The sequence below is a fragment of the Streptomyces sp. NPDC015144 genome, assembly GCF_043079735.1.
Lineage (GTDB): Bacteria > Actinomycetota > Actinomycetes > Streptomycetales > Streptomycetaceae > Streptomyces.
In genome coordinates this window covers 1-16,291 of the sequence record NZ_JBIBUU010000021.1, presented here as the reverse complement: position 1 = coordinate 16,291, position 16,291 = coordinate 1, and the positions used below count along the sequence as shown (strand labels likewise).

General features: G+C 70.8%; 21 protein-coding genes. 4 read left to right on the top strand and 17 right to left on the bottom strand.

Translation table 11 applies throughout. The features are described 5' to 3' along the window. Positions 1 to 27: 27 nt before the first annotated feature. Both ACF08W_RS28710 and ACF08W_RS28705 read right to left on the bottom strand, forming a co-directional pair. A complete protein-coding gene (locus ACF08W_RS28710; RefSeq protein ID WP_392280993.1) occupies positions 28 to 1,002 on the bottom strand; it encodes a hypothetical protein in 975 nt (324 codons plus the stop codon). A gap of 74 nt (positions 1,003 to 1,076) precedes the next feature. Beyond that, positions 1,077 to 1,547, bottom strand: a complete 471-nt coding sequence (locus ACF08W_RS28705; protein WP_392280992.1) for a hypothetical protein — start codon at positions 1,545 to 1,547, stop codon at positions 1,077 to 1,079. Positions 1,548 to 1,685: 138 nt separating this feature from the next. On the opposite strand from ACF08W_RS28705, the gene ACF08W_RS28700 reads away from it, so the two are divergent. The 3 genes from ACF08W_RS28700 to ACF08W_RS28690 all read left to right on the top strand — a co-directional run bounded on the left by ACF08W_RS28700 (position 1,686) and on the right by ACF08W_RS28690 (position 4,019). Continuing rightward, the gene (locus tag ACF08W_RS28700) at positions 1,686 to 2,339 is read left to right on the top strand and encodes a hypothetical protein (protein ID WP_392280991.1); all 654 of its coding nucleotides are present in this window, start codon (positions 1,686 to 1,688) and stop codon (positions 2,337 to 2,339) included. 3 nt (positions 2,340 to 2,342) lie between these two features. Then, the gene (locus ACF08W_RS28695; RefSeq protein WP_392280990.1) at positions 2,343 to 2,573 is read left to right on the top strand and encodes a hypothetical protein; all 231 of its coding nucleotides are present in this window, start codon (positions 2,343 to 2,345) and stop codon (positions 2,571 to 2,573) included. A 483-nt stretch (positions 2,574 to 3,056) separates the two neighbouring features. Then, a complete protein-coding gene (locus tag ACF08W_RS28690) occupies positions 3,057 to 4,019 on the top strand; it encodes a hypothetical protein (RefSeq protein WP_392280989.1) in 963 nt (320 codons plus the stop codon). A 314-nt stretch (positions 4,020 to 4,333) separates the two neighbouring features. On the opposite strand, the gene ACF08W_RS28685 is transcribed toward ACF08W_RS28690, so the two are convergent. From ACF08W_RS28685 to ACF08W_RS28630, 12 genes are all read right to left on the bottom strand, one after another. Next, the gene (locus tag ACF08W_RS28685) at positions 4,334 to 4,549 is read right to left on the bottom strand and encodes a hypothetical protein (RefSeq protein ID WP_392280988.1); all 216 of its coding nucleotides are present in this window, start codon (positions 4,547 to 4,549) and stop codon (positions 4,334 to 4,336) included. A 41-nt stretch (positions 4,550 to 4,590) separates the two neighbouring features. After that, positions 4,591 to 5,610, bottom strand: coding sequence for a hypothetical protein (locus ACF08W_RS28680; protein ID WP_392280987.1), 1,020 nt, complete (start codon positions 5,608 to 5,610; stop codon positions 4,591 to 4,593). A 50-nt stretch (positions 5,611 to 5,660) separates the two neighbouring features. After that, on the bottom strand, positions 5,661 to 7,445 hold the full coding sequence (locus ACF08W_RS28675) for a hypothetical protein (protein WP_392280986.1): 1,785 nt from the start codon (positions 7,443 to 7,445) through the stop codon (positions 5,661 to 5,663). A gap of 305 nt (positions 7,446 to 7,750) precedes the next feature. Then, positions 7,751 to 8,377: a hypothetical protein gene (locus ACF08W_RS28670; RefSeq protein ID WP_392280985.1), complete on the bottom strand. Its 627-nt coding sequence runs from the start codon at positions 8,375 to 8,377 to the stop codon at positions 7,751 to 7,753. A 335-nt stretch (positions 8,378 to 8,712) separates the two neighbouring features. Further along, positions 8,713 to 9,333 carry a hypothetical protein gene (locus ACF08W_RS28665; protein ID WP_392280984.1) on the bottom strand — a complete coding sequence of 207 codons (621 nt, stop codon included), beginning with the start codon at positions 9,331 to 9,333 and terminating at the stop codon, positions 8,713 to 8,715. A 364-nt stretch (positions 9,334 to 9,697) separates the two neighbouring features. Next, positions 9,698 to 10,279, bottom strand: a complete 582-nt coding sequence (locus ACF08W_RS28660; protein ID WP_392280983.1) for a hypothetical protein — start codon at positions 10,277 to 10,279, stop codon at positions 9,698 to 9,700. Next, positions 10,276 to 10,812: a hypothetical protein gene (locus ACF08W_RS28655; RefSeq protein WP_392280982.1), complete on the bottom strand. Its 537-nt coding sequence runs from the start codon at positions 10,810 to 10,812 to the stop codon at positions 10,276 to 10,278. Before ACF08W_RS28655 ends, ACF08W_RS28660 begins: the two co-directional genes overlap by 4 nt. Beyond that, positions 10,809 to 11,156, bottom strand: coding sequence for an HNH endonuclease (locus ACF08W_RS28650; protein ID WP_392280981.1), 348 nt, complete (start codon positions 11,154 to 11,156; stop codon positions 10,809 to 10,811). Before ACF08W_RS28650 ends, ACF08W_RS28655 begins: the two co-directional genes overlap by 4 nt. Before the next feature lie 229 nt (positions 11,157 to 11,385). Continuing rightward, on the bottom strand, positions 11,386 to 11,700 hold the full coding sequence (locus tag ACF08W_RS28645; protein WP_392280980.1) for a hypothetical protein: 315 nt from the start codon (positions 11,698 to 11,700) through the stop codon (positions 11,386 to 11,388). A gap of 67 nt (positions 11,701 to 11,767) precedes the next feature. Continuing rightward, positions 11,768 to 12,280 (bottom strand): hypothetical protein, encoded by a 513-nt coding sequence (locus tag ACF08W_RS28640; RefSeq protein ID WP_392280979.1) that lies wholly within the window; start codon positions 12,278 to 12,280, stop codon positions 11,768 to 11,770. A 76-nt stretch (positions 12,281 to 12,356) separates the two neighbouring features. Next, on the bottom strand, positions 12,357 to 12,830 hold the full coding sequence (locus ACF08W_RS28635; protein WP_392280978.1) for a hypothetical protein: 474 nt from the start codon (positions 12,828 to 12,830) through the stop codon (positions 12,357 to 12,359). Between the two features lie 121 nt (positions 12,831 to 12,951). Beyond that, positions 12,952 to 13,785 carry a hypothetical protein gene (locus tag ACF08W_RS28630; protein ID WP_392280977.1) on the bottom strand — a complete coding sequence of 278 codons (834 nt, stop codon included), beginning with the start codon at positions 13,783 to 13,785 and terminating at the stop codon, positions 12,952 to 12,954. A 115-nt stretch (positions 13,786 to 13,900) separates the two neighbouring features. Here ACF08W_RS28630 and ACF08W_RS28625 point away from each other — a divergent pair, with 115 nt between their 5' ends. Then, positions 13,901 to 14,164: a hypothetical protein gene (locus ACF08W_RS28625; RefSeq protein ID WP_392280976.1), complete on the top strand. Its 264-nt coding sequence runs from the start codon at positions 13,901 to 13,903 to the stop codon at positions 14,162 to 14,164. 330 nt (positions 14,165 to 14,494) lie between these two features. On the opposite strand, the gene ACF08W_RS28620 is transcribed toward ACF08W_RS28625, so the two are convergent. From ACF08W_RS28620 to ACF08W_RS28610, 3 genes are all read right to left on the bottom strand, one after another. Continuing rightward, positions 14,495 to 14,827: a hypothetical protein gene (locus ACF08W_RS28620; protein ID WP_392280975.1), complete on the bottom strand. Its 333-nt coding sequence runs from the start codon at positions 14,825 to 14,827 to the stop codon at positions 14,495 to 14,497. A gap of 83 nt (positions 14,828 to 14,910) precedes the next feature. Continuing rightward, entirely contained in the window at positions 14,911 to 15,339 is a 429-nt protein-coding gene (locus ACF08W_RS28615) for a hypothetical protein (protein WP_392280974.1), read from the bottom strand. 190 nt (positions 15,340 to 15,529) lie between these two features. Then, positions 15,530 to 15,829: a hypothetical protein gene (locus ACF08W_RS28610; protein WP_392280973.1), complete on the bottom strand. Its 300-nt coding sequence runs from the start codon at positions 15,827 to 15,829 to the stop codon at positions 15,530 to 15,532. Positions 15,830 to 16,291 lie beyond the last annotated feature (462 nt).

The window sequence follows — 16,291 nt, the reverse complement described above, 5'->3', positions numbered from 1 at the left end:
GCGCGTACGGGGCCCCTGAATGTGCTCTCAGACCGAGTGCAGCCCCGCGCGGGGGACATCGGCGGAGACGACCCACTGGGTCGGCTGCTGCGCGATCGGCCAGTCTGTGGAACCGTCCGTTGTCACCGCGGCGGCCGGCGCCGGGTGCTCGCCCGGCACCCCGGCCCGGGTCACGACAGCGGCAACGTCCGTCAGCATCTCGGCGATCGGCCACGCCAGGACCGTACGCAGGCGCGCGAGCTGCAGAGCGAGGTCGTCCTGCTCCTCGGTGCGCCCCTCCGGGAGCAGCCAGCGTGCCGCGGCCGGCAGGGTGACGCCGGGGACCGCGGCCTGGTTGATGAACTCGCGGGCCGCCGCGTCCAGCGTGAGCCGGTCGAGGGCGACCCAGGTGGGCACGAGGCCCTCCCACGTCCCGTCGTAGTCGATGACGAACCGCAGCTCCGGGCGGCCGTTGCCGAGGTCGTGCTCGAGGTGGATGAACACCCCGAGCGGGAGCGGGTGCTCCGTCGGGTGCTCCGCGGTCGGGAACACGACGTACACGCAGTGCTGCGGCAGGCCGTGAAGGAACCGGTCCCGGTCCACCCGGAGGTCTGCGGGCACGCCCTTGGACTCCCACACGCGGTCGAGTGTCTGGGCCAGGAGGCGATCGTTCTCCAGCCGGTAGACGCCTTTGGTCAGGCGCCAGGTCGACAGGGCGGCGATGCGGCCGATGTCGCCGGATGTCTCCAGAGGCACACGGTTGGATCCTCCGCCGGACACGACCCGGTACGCGGCGCTCATCGGCACCCAGCACCAGTCCGGCCACTGGCCCACTTCGCGGCCGCCGTTCATGGCGGCCATCTGGTGCATCAGGCTCAGCCCGCCCGGGTAGCGCTGGTGAACCTCCTTGAGGTAGGCCGAGCAGCGCTTTCCCGCGATCTCTGCCGTCTCCTCCGGAGTGGCCCCCGCTGCCGGTACGAGCCTGCGCGGCGGTCCCGGGCGGCCGCCCTTCTTCTTCCCCACTCCACTCCCCTTGCTCTCGGTCAGCGGCAGCGTAGGGGAGGGCACCGACAGTGCGGTGCGAACTGCGGAAACTGCTATTCGATGGGGTTCTTGTCCAGCCAGTCCGACAAGTCATGGGCGGAACCGAGGACGTCGTCCCGGTTGGTCAGGTTCGTCGCGCCTCCGGCCGGGACGCCCTGGTCCTTCCCGACCGCGATGCCGTCCTCCATGGTGTCGATCAGGGCGTACGCCTCCGACCAGAACTCCGGCCCGGTCTCCTTGTCGGCGTTCGCCGCCTTCCGCAGGTCGCGCGCGGGCTTCATGATCGCCTGCATCTGCTCCCAGCACGTCCCCGGCTCCTGCTCGAGGCAGCCGCCGTCCGTGTCGAACTTCGCCACCGCTGCCTGGAAGGTGATGGTGGCCTTTCCTACGCTCAGCGTCTTCGGCGACGGCTTCGCGGCTGGCTTCCCGGCATCCCCGTCGCTCGAGCCGCAGCCACTCGCGGCCGCCACGGTCACGGCCAGGACCAGAGCGCCGGCCGACTTCCCCCAGATGTGTCTCCCCATGACGCGCGATCATCGCACGTGGTGCCGACAGCGCGAAGCGGCCGTCTCGTCCGGGGCGTTCAACCCGTGGGTTGACAGAAATTCAACCCACGGGTTGAATTGGGTCGAGCGAGTCCCACGGGAGAGAGAAGGTCGTGCATGAGCGTGTTCCCCGCACCCGAGAGGGTGCCGGCGGTGCTGCGGCAGGCCGAGGAGCGTCGGGCGCAGCAGCGGCAGGCGGAGGCCGGTCGGCGGGCTGTCGCGCTGGGGCAGTACGTTGCCGCGGTCGGCGGTCAGGCCGAGGCTGCGGAAGGGCTCGGGGTCAGTGTTCAGGCCGTTTCCAAGTCCTTGGTGGCTGCGCGGCGGCGTGAGACGGGCGAGCCGCCGTTGGCCGGACTACTGGAGCTGGACCTACTGAGGTGCGGGGCTCAGGTCCCGTCGATGCAGGAGTGGCGGGAGCTGGCCCCCGAGGACCGGCGCAGCGCAACAGAACGGGGGGCGCTGATCTGGGGCGCTCTGGCCGCCACGCTGGGGCAGCTGCAACGGGAAACCTATGCGGCCGCCGATTTCATCGCCGCAGTGCACACCGGTCACCTTGACCCCGACTGCCCCGAAGACGCGGCGGAGCAACCCCACCTTGTGAGCGACGCGGACATGTCCGCCGCCGCAGAGGGGAGCGACCAGTCTCATGCGCTGACGTATGTACTGGGCGATTTGGCGAGTGCCCTGGAGAGCCGCGCACGCGATGCGCGGCGGGCCCAAGGCTGGTGGCAAGGGCAGCTTGATCAGCTCGACGGACTGACTGAGGACTGACACATGACCATTCCTTCGTGGCGAGAGGCCGCGCAGAAGCTGAGCCTTGCTGGCGTCGGCGCTCTCTACGAGCACCGCAACGATCCCACGCAAGTCGTCGTGGTGGTCAAGATCGACGAACCGACTGACTATATGTGGTGGCAGCGGGAGAGCGGCCCCAACTGGGGTGACCGTTACCGCACCATGAAATGCGTGGACTTCCTTCGGTGGTACGTACTGAAGCGCCGCGCTTAACGTCTGGCCCGGCCCATGACGATGGCGAAGCGGCCCCACCAAGGACGGTGGGGCCGCTTCGCCATGATGAGCGGGACGCTCGCCACCCTCACGGAGAACGGATAGGGCCGACGGAACATGTCCGTCGGCCCCCTCGGGCATTCTCCGGCCCAATGCATCTCATCCCATCTCATCTCATCACCATGACGAGTTGAGATGGGATGAGTTCTCGAGGGGTCGAGACCGTGGTAAAACGGGCCCTCGAACGTCCGTGACGGACCAGGAGCGAAGTCCATGAGCGAGCCTACCGCCGATGCCCTGGCCGGGGGCAGCGTAGAGCAAGTGACCTGCAAGTTTCCTGGGTGCGGCGACCCTCGGGAGCCGAAAAAGGACCCGTCGCAGACCGGCCCGGCGCCGGAATACTGCGTCCGTCCGGACCATAACCCCGGTGCCGCCTGGCGAGAGCGGAAGAAGAAGGAGCGCGCCGCAGGGAAGCGCGGAGGAGTGGACGAGCCGGAGACCGACAAGCCCGTCACCGACTCCGCGGCCGACGCGGTCAACGTGCGCGAGGACATCGTCCGCCTGCTCCAGCAGCTCCCCGAGTCCCTCGAGCGCTACGTCGGTCTGCTGCAGACGGTCAGCGACCCGGAGGCGGCCGAGGCCCAGGTGATGGCCGTAGAGAGCGAGGCCAACACGCGGGTCGCAACGGCGGAGGCCCGCGCGGACTCCGAGCGCACCACCCGAATCGCCGCGGTGAGCGCGAAGGAGGCGGCCGAGGCTGAGAAGGATGCCGCCAACCAGGCCGCGGAGCAGATGGAGGAGGAGCTCGAGGCGGCCCGCGCCCAGTTCCAGACGGACGTCGAAGGCATCAAGGCCGAGGCCAACGCCGAGGTCGAACGCATCAAGGCCGAGGCGGAGCGCGACGTCCAGGAGGCGCGCAACCTCCAGGAGGAGAAGCGGCAGGAAGCCGAGCAACTGGTCAAGGAGGCGCGGCAGGCCGCGGCCCAGGAGATTTCCGCGATCCGGGAGCGCACCGCCGAAGAGGTCCGCGCCGTGGAGGACACCGCGGGGAAGGCCCGGGTCGAGGCCGACCGCCGGATCGCGGAGATGGCCACGGCGCTCGAGAAGGCGCAGGCCGCGGCGGCGGCGCAGGTCGAGGAGGTCAACGAGAAGGCCGAGGCCGCGGAGGCGCGCGCGAGCGAGGCCGAGGAGAACGGCCGGCGGGCGCTGCGGAACGCCGAGGGCATGGTGCAGGCGGCGAAGGACGCGGCCGAGATGGTCCAGTCCGGGTTGAAGGACGAGCTCGAGCGGACGAACGCCAAGCTGGAGAAGCGGGAGGTCCGGGTCGATGAGCTGCGCAATGAGCTGGACGAGGTGAAGGACAAGCTGCGCGCCGCGGAGGACCGCGCGCGTGCGGCCGAGGACGCGCTGAGCGCTCGTGAGGCCCAGGACGGCGCTCCGGAGTAGTCGTCCGGAACACCGGCTTCTCTCCAGGTTCTGGCGTACGGTGGTCGCAGAAGGGCCCGGTACCGCACCCCCGTCGGTACCGGGCCCGTCGTGTTCCGTTCCGGCCGGGCCGGGGGGAGATTCGGAGAAGGCGGTACGACGACCATCTCATCGTCTACCGGCTTGCCGAGGCCGCCGACACGGCCCTGTTCTCGTATTCCTACGGCGAACGGACATGTAGTGCTGGGTGATGCTCGGGGCTGGGCCCGGCGCGCGAGCCGGCGTTACAGCGGTAGGCGGTAGCACCAGTTCGACACGGTCGTGGTGCCTCTCGTTCAGCCTGCGTAGTCGTGCCGGATCTCCTCGCCGCGGCCGGCGATGGTGTCGGCGGCCCGCTCGAGGGCGACGGCGAACGGGTCGCCCGCCGTGGGGATCCCGTCCCGGAGGTACTCGTCGATGGTCTTGCCCGCGGCCGCGGCGGCGAGCCGCACCTGGTCCCGCTCGGCGGCCGTGAGCGGCGCTGTGAGGGCGTGGGCCTGGTCGACGTTCATGCCGGGACCGTACCAGCGCTCTGAGGGCCGCCAGAGGCCGTCTAGGCGGTGCTCTCCGCTGCCTGGTGCCGCGCAAGGAGTGTACGTCGCATCGTCTCCCACCTAGTCGGCACCAGGTTGGTCTCCTCGACGCCCTGGTTGTCCTGCTCCTTCTGCACGGCGTCGGCAACCTTTTTGTACCACTTGCTGATGCCGCGCCGGAGGATCGGAACGCCGGCGTCGGGGTTCGGCGGGGCGGACAGCCACAGTTGCCGGGGAACGCCCCCCTGCAGACGGGCGATCAGCTCGGAGCGGCGGATGATCCAGTCGTTCAGCCGGGCGCGGGTGTCCTCGCTGAGCTCCCAAGTCTCCGGCTCGGGCATCTTCCCGCGGAGGCCTCCCTGGGGCTGGCGGATCAGGGTGAGCGTGCGCGGGGCGTCGCCGATGAACGTGAGGTCCTCGAGGAGCATGGACTCCAGCTCGGCGAGGCGGGGAAGGACGTCGCGCATGACGCCCCACATGGCCAGACCGCGGACGATGACGTCGGGCCGGTCGACCTCGTGCCACTGGGCGGCCTCGGTCTCGAGGTGCTCGGTGATCAGGTTGGCCATGCGCGGGCAGACGGTCGGGCGCAGGCGCCATGGGGGAAGGCCGGGGGTCTCGAAGGGGAGTCGGGCCTGCTCGGCGATCCGCTCGAGGCAGAAGATCCGGATCCGCTCGGAGGTGTCGTAGCTCGTGGGGTCCGTGGCCACTATCGGCGCGCTGCGCAGGTAGCCGCCGCGCCCGTACAGCAGGTACGCGTGCACGGCGTCCGGGGCCAGGAGCTCGGCGAGGGAGTCGCCGGCGCTCTCGGTCAGGCCGAGAGGGAGAGCCAGGGCGAGCTCGCCCGCGACCCATTCAAGCTGCTGCATGCGGGAGTCCGAGACGACGTCCTTGTTGCTGCGGTTGACGGTGCGGAACGTGTCGAGGACCCGCTCGAGTTGGCGGAGGGCCGGGGCGGGGCTGGGCACGGCTTGAAGGGCGACCGCGTGCGTCACGGGGTCGCCGCTGGCGCTGAGGTGGCGGGCGGTCGTCAAGGTCATGGCACAAGAGTTTGCCCTCTTCGGCCGCCCGCGGATGCACCTTCCCCGGACTAGTTGAGCAGGCCGCGGCGGCGCGGCGGGTTGATCGGCTCCGGCTCGTACACGGTCAGCAGGGCCGCGTCCGCACGGTCGGGGGACTTCATGCCGCGCTGCTTCATCGCCTTCTTCGACTCGACGACGCTGTATCCGGCCGCGTTGGAGCCCAGGCGCGGGGTGGAGAGCTGGATGCCGGTCTGCCGGTCGACGCGGAGACGGAGCCGGCCCAGGCCGGTCGAGGGATCCGGCTGCAGCAGACCGCGGGTAGCGAGCCACATCTCGTCGCGTTTGCGGTACGGCCGCATCTGGGCGCCCGGGTCGTCCTGCTCGGGGGACTCGGACACCATGACGCCGACGATCTGCGCCTGGTGGCGGCCGGTGTCGGCCCAACGCTTGAGCATGGACACCACGCCGTGGCCGATGCCGTTCTGGTCGACCTTGACGCGGACAGCGTGCGGAGAGCCGATGGCGTTGGCGACGAGCTGCGCGGCCTTGATCTCCTCGAGGACCTTCTCGGCGAGGAGGACCTGGTCGTCGTTGATGGTGCCGGAGGAGCAGTAGCGGGTCTCGATGACGTCGCCGACGATGCGCGAGATGACGAACTCATCGCCACCGTCCGCGGCGACGTCGACGCCAAGGCGAACCCAGGCGCCGTCCTTCACGGTATGAGTGGCGATCTCCTTCTCGATGCCGAGGTCGCACAGCCGGCGCCACCCGGGGCCGGTCGGATCGTCGCTGGTCTGGGCCGCCTCGACCCAGGTCACGGGAATCGTGAGGCCGCCTCCGCCCTTCGGGAACTTCGCGTGCACCTTCGCGATGACGTACGGATGATCGGGCCCGTACTCGCGGATCGTGCGGTCCACCCATTCCTGGTCGGGGAGGTGGATGGCCAGGGAATGCGGCGGTACGCCGTCCGGGCAGTCGTTGCAGTACGGAACGCGCTCCCGGGTGATGGCGGGGGAGGCGAACGTGGCAATGGGGATGGTGACGGTTCCGCGTTCCTCGGGGTCCTCGCCCTCCTCGCACAGGCCCTCGAACCAGCTCCGCGGGTCGTCCATCGCGGGGTTGCCGATGGCCAACATCCGCGCGTCACCCGTCAAGAGGTTGTTGGTGCCGTTGCCGATCGTGCGGGCGATACCGCCGGCCTCGTCGACGACGATGAGCAACTTCGGGGTGCCGTGGATGCCCTGCATCGCCGCTTCGTCGTTCTCGGGCGCGGTGAAGCCGTACGCCACGATGACGTCATTGCCCCACTGGTCAGGGATTTTCCACTGGGTGGTGTCGCAGTAGCCGGGCAGGCCGGCGCGGGCGACGGTCTTCCTGATATGAGGCCAGAGCTGGTTACGGACCTGCCGGAACCGGGTCGCCGTGGTGACGATGACCATGGTCCCAGGGGCGTTGACCGCTCCAGCCCAGGCAACCAACCTGCCCGCGATCCAGGTCTTCCCCACGCCGAAGCCAGCCGGGACCGCAATGCGCTTGTGAAAGGGGACGGCGTCAACGATCTCTCGCTGTCGGCTCCAGATGCTCTCGCCGAGGACGTCCTCGATGAAGCCGGAGGGGGTGTCGTGCCAGAGCCCGTACATGGAGCCGGTGGCCCGCTCGACTTCCCGCATGACGTATGGCCGCTCGCGGGCGCTGATGTCCTCCTTGAAGGCGCGGCGGCGGTCGGCGGCGGGGGCGCGCAGCAGAATGTCGGCGACGTTGGAGGCGTAGCGGGAGACGACTCCGGGCCGGCGGGCCCGCTGCAGCTCCTCGCGTGCGGGGGCGACGCGGGAGCTCGAGGGAGGGGGCTGCATGCGGGGCATGGGCGGGAAGGTGCCGCCCGGGGGGATCTAGTGTCGCGGCCTGACCGGGGCCCATGCCCAGGCCGCCGGTCAAGCCGCGTGGTCCGGCACGGACCAGTCGAACCGAACTGCTCTCACCTCCGCCATTCCAGGTAAGGCGCCGTGCCGGAAGTCTGTGCCGGGGCGGCCCCGCTCCGGGGAGGTGGAGCAGGGCCGCCCTGGTCTTTCAGGGGGTGTGGCCGGAGTGCCTTCCCCAGGGGGATCTTGGGGTCGAAGGGCCAGCCGCACCCTGTAGTACGTCGGGGGGCCGGATCTTGTTACAGGTCGCGGAGGAAGCCCTTCGGGGTGGTCGCCTGCCTGCGCGTGAGCCAGGGCCCCGGGTCGGACCAGGACGAGCCGAGACCGTAGAGACCCGGGCGGGGCGACGGGGCCAGGCCTGTGAGCTTCACCGGCCTGCCGTCGGCCACCCAGCGGGCAATGGCCTCGCTGGCGCGCTTCTGAAGGTCGGCGTGCTCCTGCTCGGTGAGGGAGACGAGCTTGAAGGCGTACACGGCGGCGCCCTGGCCGTCGCTGGCGATGTCCCAGCCGAGGGAGGCCTCGAGCCGCTCGGCCTGGCGGAGGAGCTCGCTCAGGGCGTGGGTGGTGGAGCAGCCGGGGCACTTGCAGGGCGCGGTCTCGGATGTGGTGGTCTCGGCGGCGGCTGTCGGCTGCTCGGCGGCCGGGGCGTTGAATCTGGCGACGAGGTCCTGCTCCTCCTCGGAGCGGAGTATCGCCCGCCGGAACAGTTCGACCTCGAGGCCCTCGGCCTTCTGCTGCTCGGCGGTGAGCTGGTACCAGTGCGGGAGTCCCCGGCCCTCTCCTTCGGTGATGAGGCGCTTCACCTCGTAGTAGTTGCGGGTGAGGTTCGGCGGGAGCACGGTGCGCCGGGGCTTCGCTGTCGTCATGCAGGGGGGAACGCCGGGCGGCCAGATTCTGTGACGCCCCATCCCCTGCCGCCGCTGCTGCGCCTGTCGGCGCTCGAGCGCTAAGAGTCCCCGATACGCGCCGATGCCTGAGCGAAGCGAAGGCATCGGAACCTACTTGATGGTGGTACTTGATCTTCTTACTAAAGGGGCCCAGGCCTCCGGCACCCGGTTTTACGGCGCCCCAGAAACCGGGGACCGAAAACCGGTCCCCGGTCACCGGGGACCGGTTTTCGGTCCCCGGTTTGACCAGGGGAAACGCAACAAGAAGACCGGCCCCGGTGATGCTGGGGCCGGTCGTGGTGGAGCAGGCGGTGCTACAGGCCGCGGCGGCGGCGGGCCGCGGCGCGCTGCTTGTAGATCAGGTTCCGCTCGACGCCGGCGTGCTCGGCGATCTTCTCGGGCTTCCAGCCGTAGGGCTTCTCCGACAGGGCGAACACCGCCTCCTGCATGAAGCGCACGGCGACGTCGCGGCGGGCCCGCGCCGCGAAGACGACCGGGGCCGTCTTGAGGAGCTTCTCCTCGGCGTTCTCGACCCGCTCGACGCCAGCGGCCTCGGCCGCCTGGACGAGCTCCTCTCCGTCGCCGGTCGGCAGCTCGTGGACGTGCTTCTTGTTGCCGAACATCACCGTGGCGAGCGCCTGCCGGTAGCCCATGTTCCCCAGGCCGACGGTCCTGGCCAGGCCGAGACGCTGCTCGTAGAACCAGAGGTGGGCGAGCGCCTGGTCCCGCTCGTTCAGGTGTAGCGCGACCTCGGCGTCGGCCTGGGCGAGGATGCCGGCGGCCTTCGCGATCAGGTCCTCGGGGCGAACATGGACCGCGTCCTCAGGACGCTCGAGGCCCAGTTCCTTCAGGACCTGGGCCTCGGCGTCCTTCTTGATCTGGGGGTAGTTCGGGGCCGGGATGCGCGGGCCGTAGGTCTTGCCAGCCTTGGGCATGGTGGCTGTTCTCCGTCCAACTGTGGCGCGAGTTGTGCGCCGTAGCGGCGACTGGGGCAACCCCATGCCGCCGCATCGACGGGAATAGTACACCAAGGGAAATGTGGTTGTCAGGAAAGCCGCGCCGACACGGGCACTGACCTGCAGCGGAGCGCGGCGAACGCCCGGCCGCCCAGCACGAGGACGTAGCCGGCTCCGTCGGTCACGGCCGTCTGACCGGGAGCTGGGTTCCGCGGGGTGTCGGTCGTCGCGATCCGGCCGACGCCGAGGTTCGGGCCCTGGGGGATCGGGGCGGTCCACAGCCGGAACGGCCCCAGGCGCAAGCACCGTGCGCGGATACGGCTCTGCAACGTGACGCGGGACATCAGCGGTGTTCCTTCTGCATGGCCTTGAAGGCGGCTTGCGAGCGCTTGTACGCGGGCCACTCGCTGCGCGGCACGAGCGAGAACGCCCCGACGACGACGGGGCCGAGGACGACCTCGAGGCCTGCAATCTTCGCGTTCCGGCCCTCCCCATGGGTTGCCCAGGCGATCCCGAAGATCAGGGGCGGCGCCGCGGGCGTCACCGGCCACACCCCGGCGGTGAATCGGCCGAGGTCGACGAACCGCGGCCGGCGGACGCTGATCAGCAGCTCCAGAACGACGAACACGACGGCCGAGGCCGGGTACGTGTACAGCCACAGGAAGTAGGCGACCGGCCCGTGCACGACCACCCACGGAGCGATGAGCCGGGCGGCCTTCTTGAGCCGGGTCCGGTCCGGGCGGTGGAACCACACGCTGCCGGGGCGCACCTCGATGGCGTCGGGGTCCTCGTCGGTCCAGGACCAATGCCGGTCGTACGCGGGCGTCGGGGAAGCGCCGTGCGGGCCGTCGTGCCTGGCCAGGCGCTGGCACTGGACATCGACGGCCGTGCAGGACCAGGTGGTGCACTGGCGTCGGCGTCTCATCGCCGCCCCCAGGTGCACAGGAAGTTGGCGATGCCGTCGAAGATGCCTTCGACCACGGCGGCGACCCAGTCCAGGGACGAGCGGCGGGCGCGCTTGCGAGGGCTGGCGGCCTTCCCGTGCAGGTCGCCATGGTGCTCCTGGTGCTCGCGCACCTGGGCGCGCGTGGCGAACTTGGCGAACATCAGCGTGCGGGAGGCGACCGTGACGGTGCAGCCGATGCGGGCGCCCGTGCCGCTGAACGCCCAGCCGGTCGACACCGGCACGGGCCGGACGGTTCGCCAGCCGCCGATCGTGTACCGGCCGAAGCGGTGGCCGAAGTCGCGGAACCAGCCGCGCGTGGTGTGGCAGCAGCCGGAGAACGCACCGAGGGCGACGGTGAACCCGAGGAGCGAGGCGGCGAAGCCGATGACCCTGTCGCGGCCGTCGACCTGACTGCGGATGGCCTTCGCGCGCAGGAGGTACTTGCTGCGCCACCCGGCAAGGTACAACCGGGAGGTCAGAGGGAACGCGCGGGTGTGGTCGGGGGCGATCATCGCGACACCGCCATCGCGCGGACACCGTCGGGGGTGAGCTGGTACTCGCGGCCGTCGGCGTACGCCACCAAGACCTCGTTGGGGAGCTGCGGCCGGCGAACCTTCCACCCGGCCTCGTACGACTCCCTGGGGTTGTCCTCGAACCAGCCGTTGCAGACGGTGCACACGAGGAGCAGGTTGTGGGCCTGGTTGATCCACTCCTCCCGGGCACCGCCCATGCCCCGGTTCACGCGGTGGTGGATCGTGAGGTGGTCCCGCTTCCCGCAGCGCACACACGCGCCGCCGTCGCGGTCGTGGACGATCGCCTTCACCACGTCGGTGGGGCCGGTCCGTCGTCGTGCCACAGCACTGGTCTCCTCGCCTGCCCCCGGCGCCGGACCGACCGTTCGCGGTCCTGATGGGCGCCCGGGGCGAGGCGGGCAGAGTGAACGGCGGCCGCGGCTTACGTCGCGCGCATCCTTCGGCTCGCGGTCCACCGAGGGCTCCGGGCCGCGTGCAGGTGCTGCGGGCGAAGAACTCGAGCTCCCGGCCCGCCCCCGCAGCGTCGAGTCCGCGGAGGACGTCCTGGTCGCGCTACTCCGCGTAGGTCTCCGCGAGAGCTTGGCCCCCGTTCGGGCCGAGACCAATCCGGCGGCGGGCGCGCCGCTCGGCGGGCAGTGTCGGCGTCGTCGGCCGGCTGCCGATCTGGTCCCGGGCGCGGGCGAGTGCGGGCAGCACGACGGCCAGGTGCCGCGCGGCGTCAGGGCCGAGGCGCTCCGCCAGAGCCTCGCTCAGCGTTTCCATCGCGGTCAGGGCGTCGTCGACAGCGGCTGGGCTCCAAGGGCCAGAGTCAGCGAGCAGACAGGCGCTCTCGGCCAGCTCGTCGGCGCGCTCGTTCACGGTGGTCACGTCTGCTCAACGATGCGCCCGTCCGACAGGTGACGTGACGCGCTTCCTGGGCTTCGGGTGCGTCACGTCACCTCGCGAGGCGGGCGAACAGACTGCTCCCGGCCGGGCGGCGGAGCCCGAAGTGCCGTTCGAACTCGGCCTCGAGGTGCTCCCGGCACGCGCGCAAGAACGGCAGCGACAGGCCGCGGACGGACTCGTCAACGGGGCCGGGCGGGGCGTACAGGTCCAGGTGCCGGACGAGCCGCTCGCACTCGTCGCGGAGCTGCTGCGCGGCGACCACGACGCCGCCCTGGTCGCCGTCGAGGAGCACCGCGCCCTGGCGGAGCGCGAGGGTCTGCAGGTGCTCGTACGCCGTCTTGCGCTGGGGCTCTCGAGCGGCCGGGGACAGGGCGGGCCACGTCTCGAGGATGTGCCCGATCTGGTCGGCGGGCTCGACGAACTCGGCGTACATCGCCGCCCGGCGCTGGTGGATCTCGCGCCAGGCTGCGCCGCCCGGGACGCGCGGGGCCCGGGTCGGGGCTGCGCCGACTCGCATCAGGAAGCGGGTGGCAACTGCGCCCACGGCGGTGAAGGCGTCCATGCTGGCCGTTCTGCCGGGCAGGTGAGGTGACGCGATACGGATCCGGGGCACCACGTCACCTCTCCTCCTGTCGGGGTCAGGCCGCGCGGTGCTCGGCGAGCGCCTGCTCGAGCTCGTCGAGGATCGTCACGATGTCGTCGATCTTCACGTAGGAGATCCCGAACGTGACGGTCCCGTCCTTGTGGACGTCGAATGCGTACTCCGCGTACGACTGCTCGTCCTCGTAGTGGTAGCTGCCTGGCTCAGCCTCGGCGAAGCCGCCGGGGCCCTCGTCGAACCAGTCGGCGCCCCACGTCTCCTTCATGGCGTGGCCGACGGCGGACTTGGGGACGCGCTCGAATTCGATCGTGGCGCGCCCGTGTTCGTCGAGGCACACCTTGCCCTCGCCCTCTCCGGTCTTCTCCCAGCGCAGGGTGGGGCCGAAGCACTGGCACCTGTGGGCGGGGGTCAGAGCGGGGAACGCCGCGGTGAAAGCTTCCTGCGCGGCGAGCTGCTGGTTGTCCCAGGACATCCTCCAGTCGTGCATGGCCTTCATGACGTGCGGTTGCACGCTGTGCTCCCTTCCGCCCGGGGCACGGGGCCACCAGGCGGCGGCCGCGGAACGCACCACGGGCAAGGGCCGCACCCTGCACTTTGTGAAGGACTTGTGTCCGTTTGTGGTTACTGGGTGGTCACTGCGCGCCGGTGGGGACCGTGACCTGGTCGCACGACTCGTAGAGCGAGAACCACTCCTCCGGCTCGTCGACCGTGCCGCCCAAGGCGACCAGACGGCTCGGGCCGTACGCGTTATCGGCCAGGAACGTCATGGTGGCGCGCATGTCCGGGTCGGCGATCCGGTCCGCGTCGGCGACGATCGCGACGTACTGGTGGAGTCCGCCCATGCTGTGCGGGGTGGTATTCCATGCGGCGAACGCCATGATGCGCTGCGGGCCCTCGAGGCCGTCGGCCCACCAGCCGCCCCGCCGGAGGTCGAGGCGGCCGGGCAGGCATGCGTTGTCGATGAACCGGGCCAGGATGCGCCACACGCTCGCCGACGTCGACCGGTACGGGGCGATGGAGACGGCGAGCCGGGGGCCGTCGCCGAACGGCCGGGGGCAGGACACCAGGGCCGTCCACGCGATGAGAGCGGCGGCCGCGGTGTGGTTGTCGATGCCCGGGATCCGGGCCGCGATCCGACGGGCGTCCGGGTCGGCGACGGCGTCCAAGGCTGCGCGCAGCTCCTCGTCGAGGACCAGGCCCAGGACGTCGACGGCGAACCCGCTCGGGGTGTCCCGCCACAGCTCGTACGCGCTGCCGGTGTGCTGGTCGAGGGCGACCAGCACGTCCAGGAGGACGACGTCGTCCAGGGCAGCGACGTGGGTGAGCCGCTCGTGGACCGGGAGGTTGAGCAGCCGGTGGGCGAGCTCCGCCGACTCCACGGCCGGCTGCACGATCCGGTGCGGGCGGTTGGCGGTCCGTGCCTGGGAGGCGAGCGCGGCGCAGCGGGTGAGCGGGATGTACGTCATGGGTGCGCACCGTAGGGACCGCAGGGGCTTGCGTCGTCCGTAGCGGCTGGCCGGATCCGGTCGAACATCGCGGAAACCCGGTGTCGCCGGTCGGCGCCGTTCCTATCCTGCACCCATGACGGAGCTGACTGACCACACGGCACTCACCGACCGCGAGGTACGGGCCCGGCTGCGGGCGCACCAGGACGGCGGCCCGATCAGCCGCCTGTTCGAGACCGGCGAAATCACCGAGGAGACGTTCATCGCCCTGGCGGGCGTGTGCGCGGACCGCTGCGACCGCGACGGCCGGGACGAGGAAGCCGAGCAAGTCATGGATGTCGCCGAGTACGTCCAAGCAGTCGGCGAGCGGCCGGCGGTACCCAACTGGTCCACACGCTGAGCTGTCAGGCTTGTTGAACTGACCGACGTCTCGAGAGAACGGACCAGATTCATGACCAACTGCCCACGCTGCGAAGGACCTGCGCAGCAGTTCGAGGGCGACCGCGGTGCCGGATCACGCGTCACGGTGGACCGGGACATGAGGATCTGCGGGCCCTGCGGAATGGACGAGGCCGTACGGGAAGCGCGGCAGCTTCCGCCGATTCCACCACAGGAGTGGCCGGTGACAGAACCGCTCCTGACGTGGGGCGATGCAACGCAGAGGTGACCTCAAGAACACGCTGCGCCCCGGCCGGGGAGTCGTCCGGCCGGGGCGCAGCGGCGTACGAGGTCAGGCCTCAGCGCCGCCGGTACCGCTCGAGCACTCGGGGGCGAAGACGTTGCAGCCGCTGGGTGGGTCCGACGGCGTCGGGGCGGTCGGCGACGAAGCCGGCTGCGGCTGTCCGCTGGTGGCCGGGGCGCTGGGTACCTGGGTCGACGGGGCGGGCGTGGGATCGCTCGAGGAGTCGCGGGCCTGCACGATGACGAGTGCGAGCGCGGCGATGACCAAGACCAGGCAGATGGACAGGTAGACGGCCACCACGCGCAGCAGGCGGGCGCAGCGCGGGCAGGGAGTTCCTCGGGAGCGGAGGGCGGGCTTCGGGCAGGAGACAGGGTCGGACACGGGTGTTCCTCCGGTACGGGGACTGGACGAACGGACCGTGTCGACCCGGGGCGCCTTACGTCGCGCGCTGCTCTACGGAGCCGTCACCGCCAAGGGCCACCGGGGAACCCGGGTTGATCAACCATCGGGCGGAGGAACTCCAAGAGGCTGCCCCACATGACTTTCACCGCCTCCGGGTTCGGGTCCGGCGTGCCGCGCAGGAAGGGGTGGAACAGCTCGTCGGACAACTCGCACACCATGTGGTCCGCTGCTCGGGCCAGGGCATCCGTCGCGTGCTCGAGGCCCTCCCTACCGTCGTCCGGCGGAAACGTCCGGACGGCCTTCAAGACCTTGGCGGTCCACTCGCTCATGAACACCCGGACGGCCTCGAGCTCGTCCGCGGTGGGCAACGGGGGAAGTTCGGATTCGGCTTCCGTACGCGGCCGTACGGCTTCGACGGCCTGGCGGTGGTTCTTCTCGCCGTTCCGCGCAGCGGTGCGCGCCGCATTCCTGCGGGCGTGATTGGCAACCATGCTCGGTTCCTGGTCTCGGCGCGCGCTGCCCGTGAACTGGCACGCCGGGTCGACGAGCAGGTGACTGCGTGCTCGCCGACGATGCGGAGCACCTGGGGCCGTGCGCGCTCCGGCCGGTCACGGGCCGACGGAACTGGGGCCGGGCCGACGCGAGAGGGCGGCCATCGCCGGTCATCGTAGCCGGGCGCAGCTACCGGGGCGGGTCTTCGCCGGCGATCCGGTCGAGGTCGGCGTCGAGGGCGGCAAGGTCCGGCTGCTCGAGGAGCTCGCCCATCGCGGCCGCGCGCATCTCCGGCTGGTAGGCGGCGGTCACCTCCTCCTCGGCAACGCCCAGGCCGCGCGCGAGTTGGGCGGTCTGGGCGTCGTCGAGGCCGCTCGTCAAGGCGATGGCGGCCCAGACGCGCAGCCTCTTCTTCGCGTCGTCGTCGAGGTCCCAGCCCATGGCACGGGCGTGTCGGCACATCCAGGCGTAGAACGACTCGTCGGTCATCGGGTTCCGATCTCGAGCGGGCAGGCGGGCGCTGGGGCAACGATCTCGCAGCCCCGGGCACCGGTGGGCGGGATTCGGCCGACGGGCCGCGTACGGGCCTCCCTGCACCCTGTACGACGGCGCCCGGCCGCCGGGGTGGAGCCGGGGGCCGGGCGAGGGGCGGCGGTGCTCATCCTTCGGAACCTAGTTCGAGCGACCGACAGCGCTCTGGTTCCGGCTCGTTGCGCATCGCGGCGTCGGCGCGGGAGGGGCGTCTGGTTGCTCATGTCGTGGGGAACGTCGGGCGGCCCCGGGTTGTGACAGGGCCCGGGAACGGCGACGGCCCCCGCCCGGGTGGACGAGGGCCGGAAAGCGGCGACGGTTCGGAGGGACGCGTTGCCCTGGGCTCCGCATTCCGTGGGGTCGGTCAGGTGAATGCGGCGGCGCGCGCCTGGCCCTCGAGCACCCTGGCGGCGGCCTCGA

Coding starts and splice junctions, on each gene's coding strand:
- ACF08W_RS28705 (WP_392280992.1), bottom strand. CDS start 1,547: ATGGGGAGACACATCTGGGGGAAGTCGGCCGGCGCTCTGGTCCTGGCC.
- ACF08W_RS28700 (WP_392280991.1), top strand. CDS start 1,686: ATGAGCGTGTTCCCCGCACCCGAGAGGGTGCCGGCGGTGCTGCGGCAG.
- ACF08W_RS28695 (WP_392280990.1), top strand. CDS start 2,343: ATGACCATTCCTTCGTGGCGAGAGGCCGCGCAGAAGCTGAGCCTTGCT.
- ACF08W_RS28685 (WP_392280988.1), bottom strand. CDS start 4,549: ATGAACGTCGACCAGGCCCACGCCCTCACAGCGCCGCTCACGGCCGCC.
- ACF08W_RS28680 (WP_392280987.1), bottom strand. CDS start 5,610: ATGACCTTGACGACCGCCCGCCACCTCAGCGCCAGCGGCGACCCCGTG.
- ACF08W_RS28675 (WP_392280986.1), bottom strand. CDS start 7,445: ATGCAGCCCCCTCCCTCGAGCTCCCGCGTCGCCCCCGCACGCGAGGAG.
- ACF08W_RS28670 (WP_392280985.1), bottom strand. CDS start 8,377: ATGACGACAGCGAAGCCCCGGCGCACCGTGCTCCCGCCGAACCTCACC.
- ACF08W_RS28665 (WP_392280984.1), bottom strand. CDS start 9,333: ATGCCCAAGGCTGGCAAGACCTACGGCCCGCGCATCCCGGCCCCGAAC.
- ACF08W_RS28660 (WP_392280983.1), bottom strand. CDS start 10,279: ATGAGACGCCGACGCCAGTGCACCACCTGGTCCTGCACGGCCGTCGAT.
- ACF08W_RS28655 (WP_392280982.1), bottom strand. CDS start 10,812: ATGATCGCCCCCGACCACACCCGCGCGTTCCCTCTGACCTCCCGGTTG.
- ACF08W_RS28640 (WP_392280979.1), bottom strand. CDS start 12,280: ATGGACGCCTTCACCGCCGTGGGCGCAGTTGCCACCCGCTTCCTGATG.
- ACF08W_RS28630 (WP_392280977.1), bottom strand. CDS start 13,785: ATGACGTACATCCCGCTCACCCGCTGCGCCGCGCTCGCCTCCCAGGCA.
- ACF08W_RS28625 (WP_392280976.1), top strand. CDS start 13,901: ATGACGGAGCTGACTGACCACACGGCACTCACCGACCGCGAGGTACGG.
- ACF08W_RS28615 (WP_392280974.1), bottom strand. CDS start 15,339: ATGGTTGCCAATCACGCCCGCAGGAATGCGGCGCGCACCGCTGCGCGG.
- ACF08W_RS28610 (WP_392280973.1), bottom strand. CDS start 15,829: ATGACCGACGAGTCGTTCTACGCCTGGATGTGCCGACACGCCCGTGCC.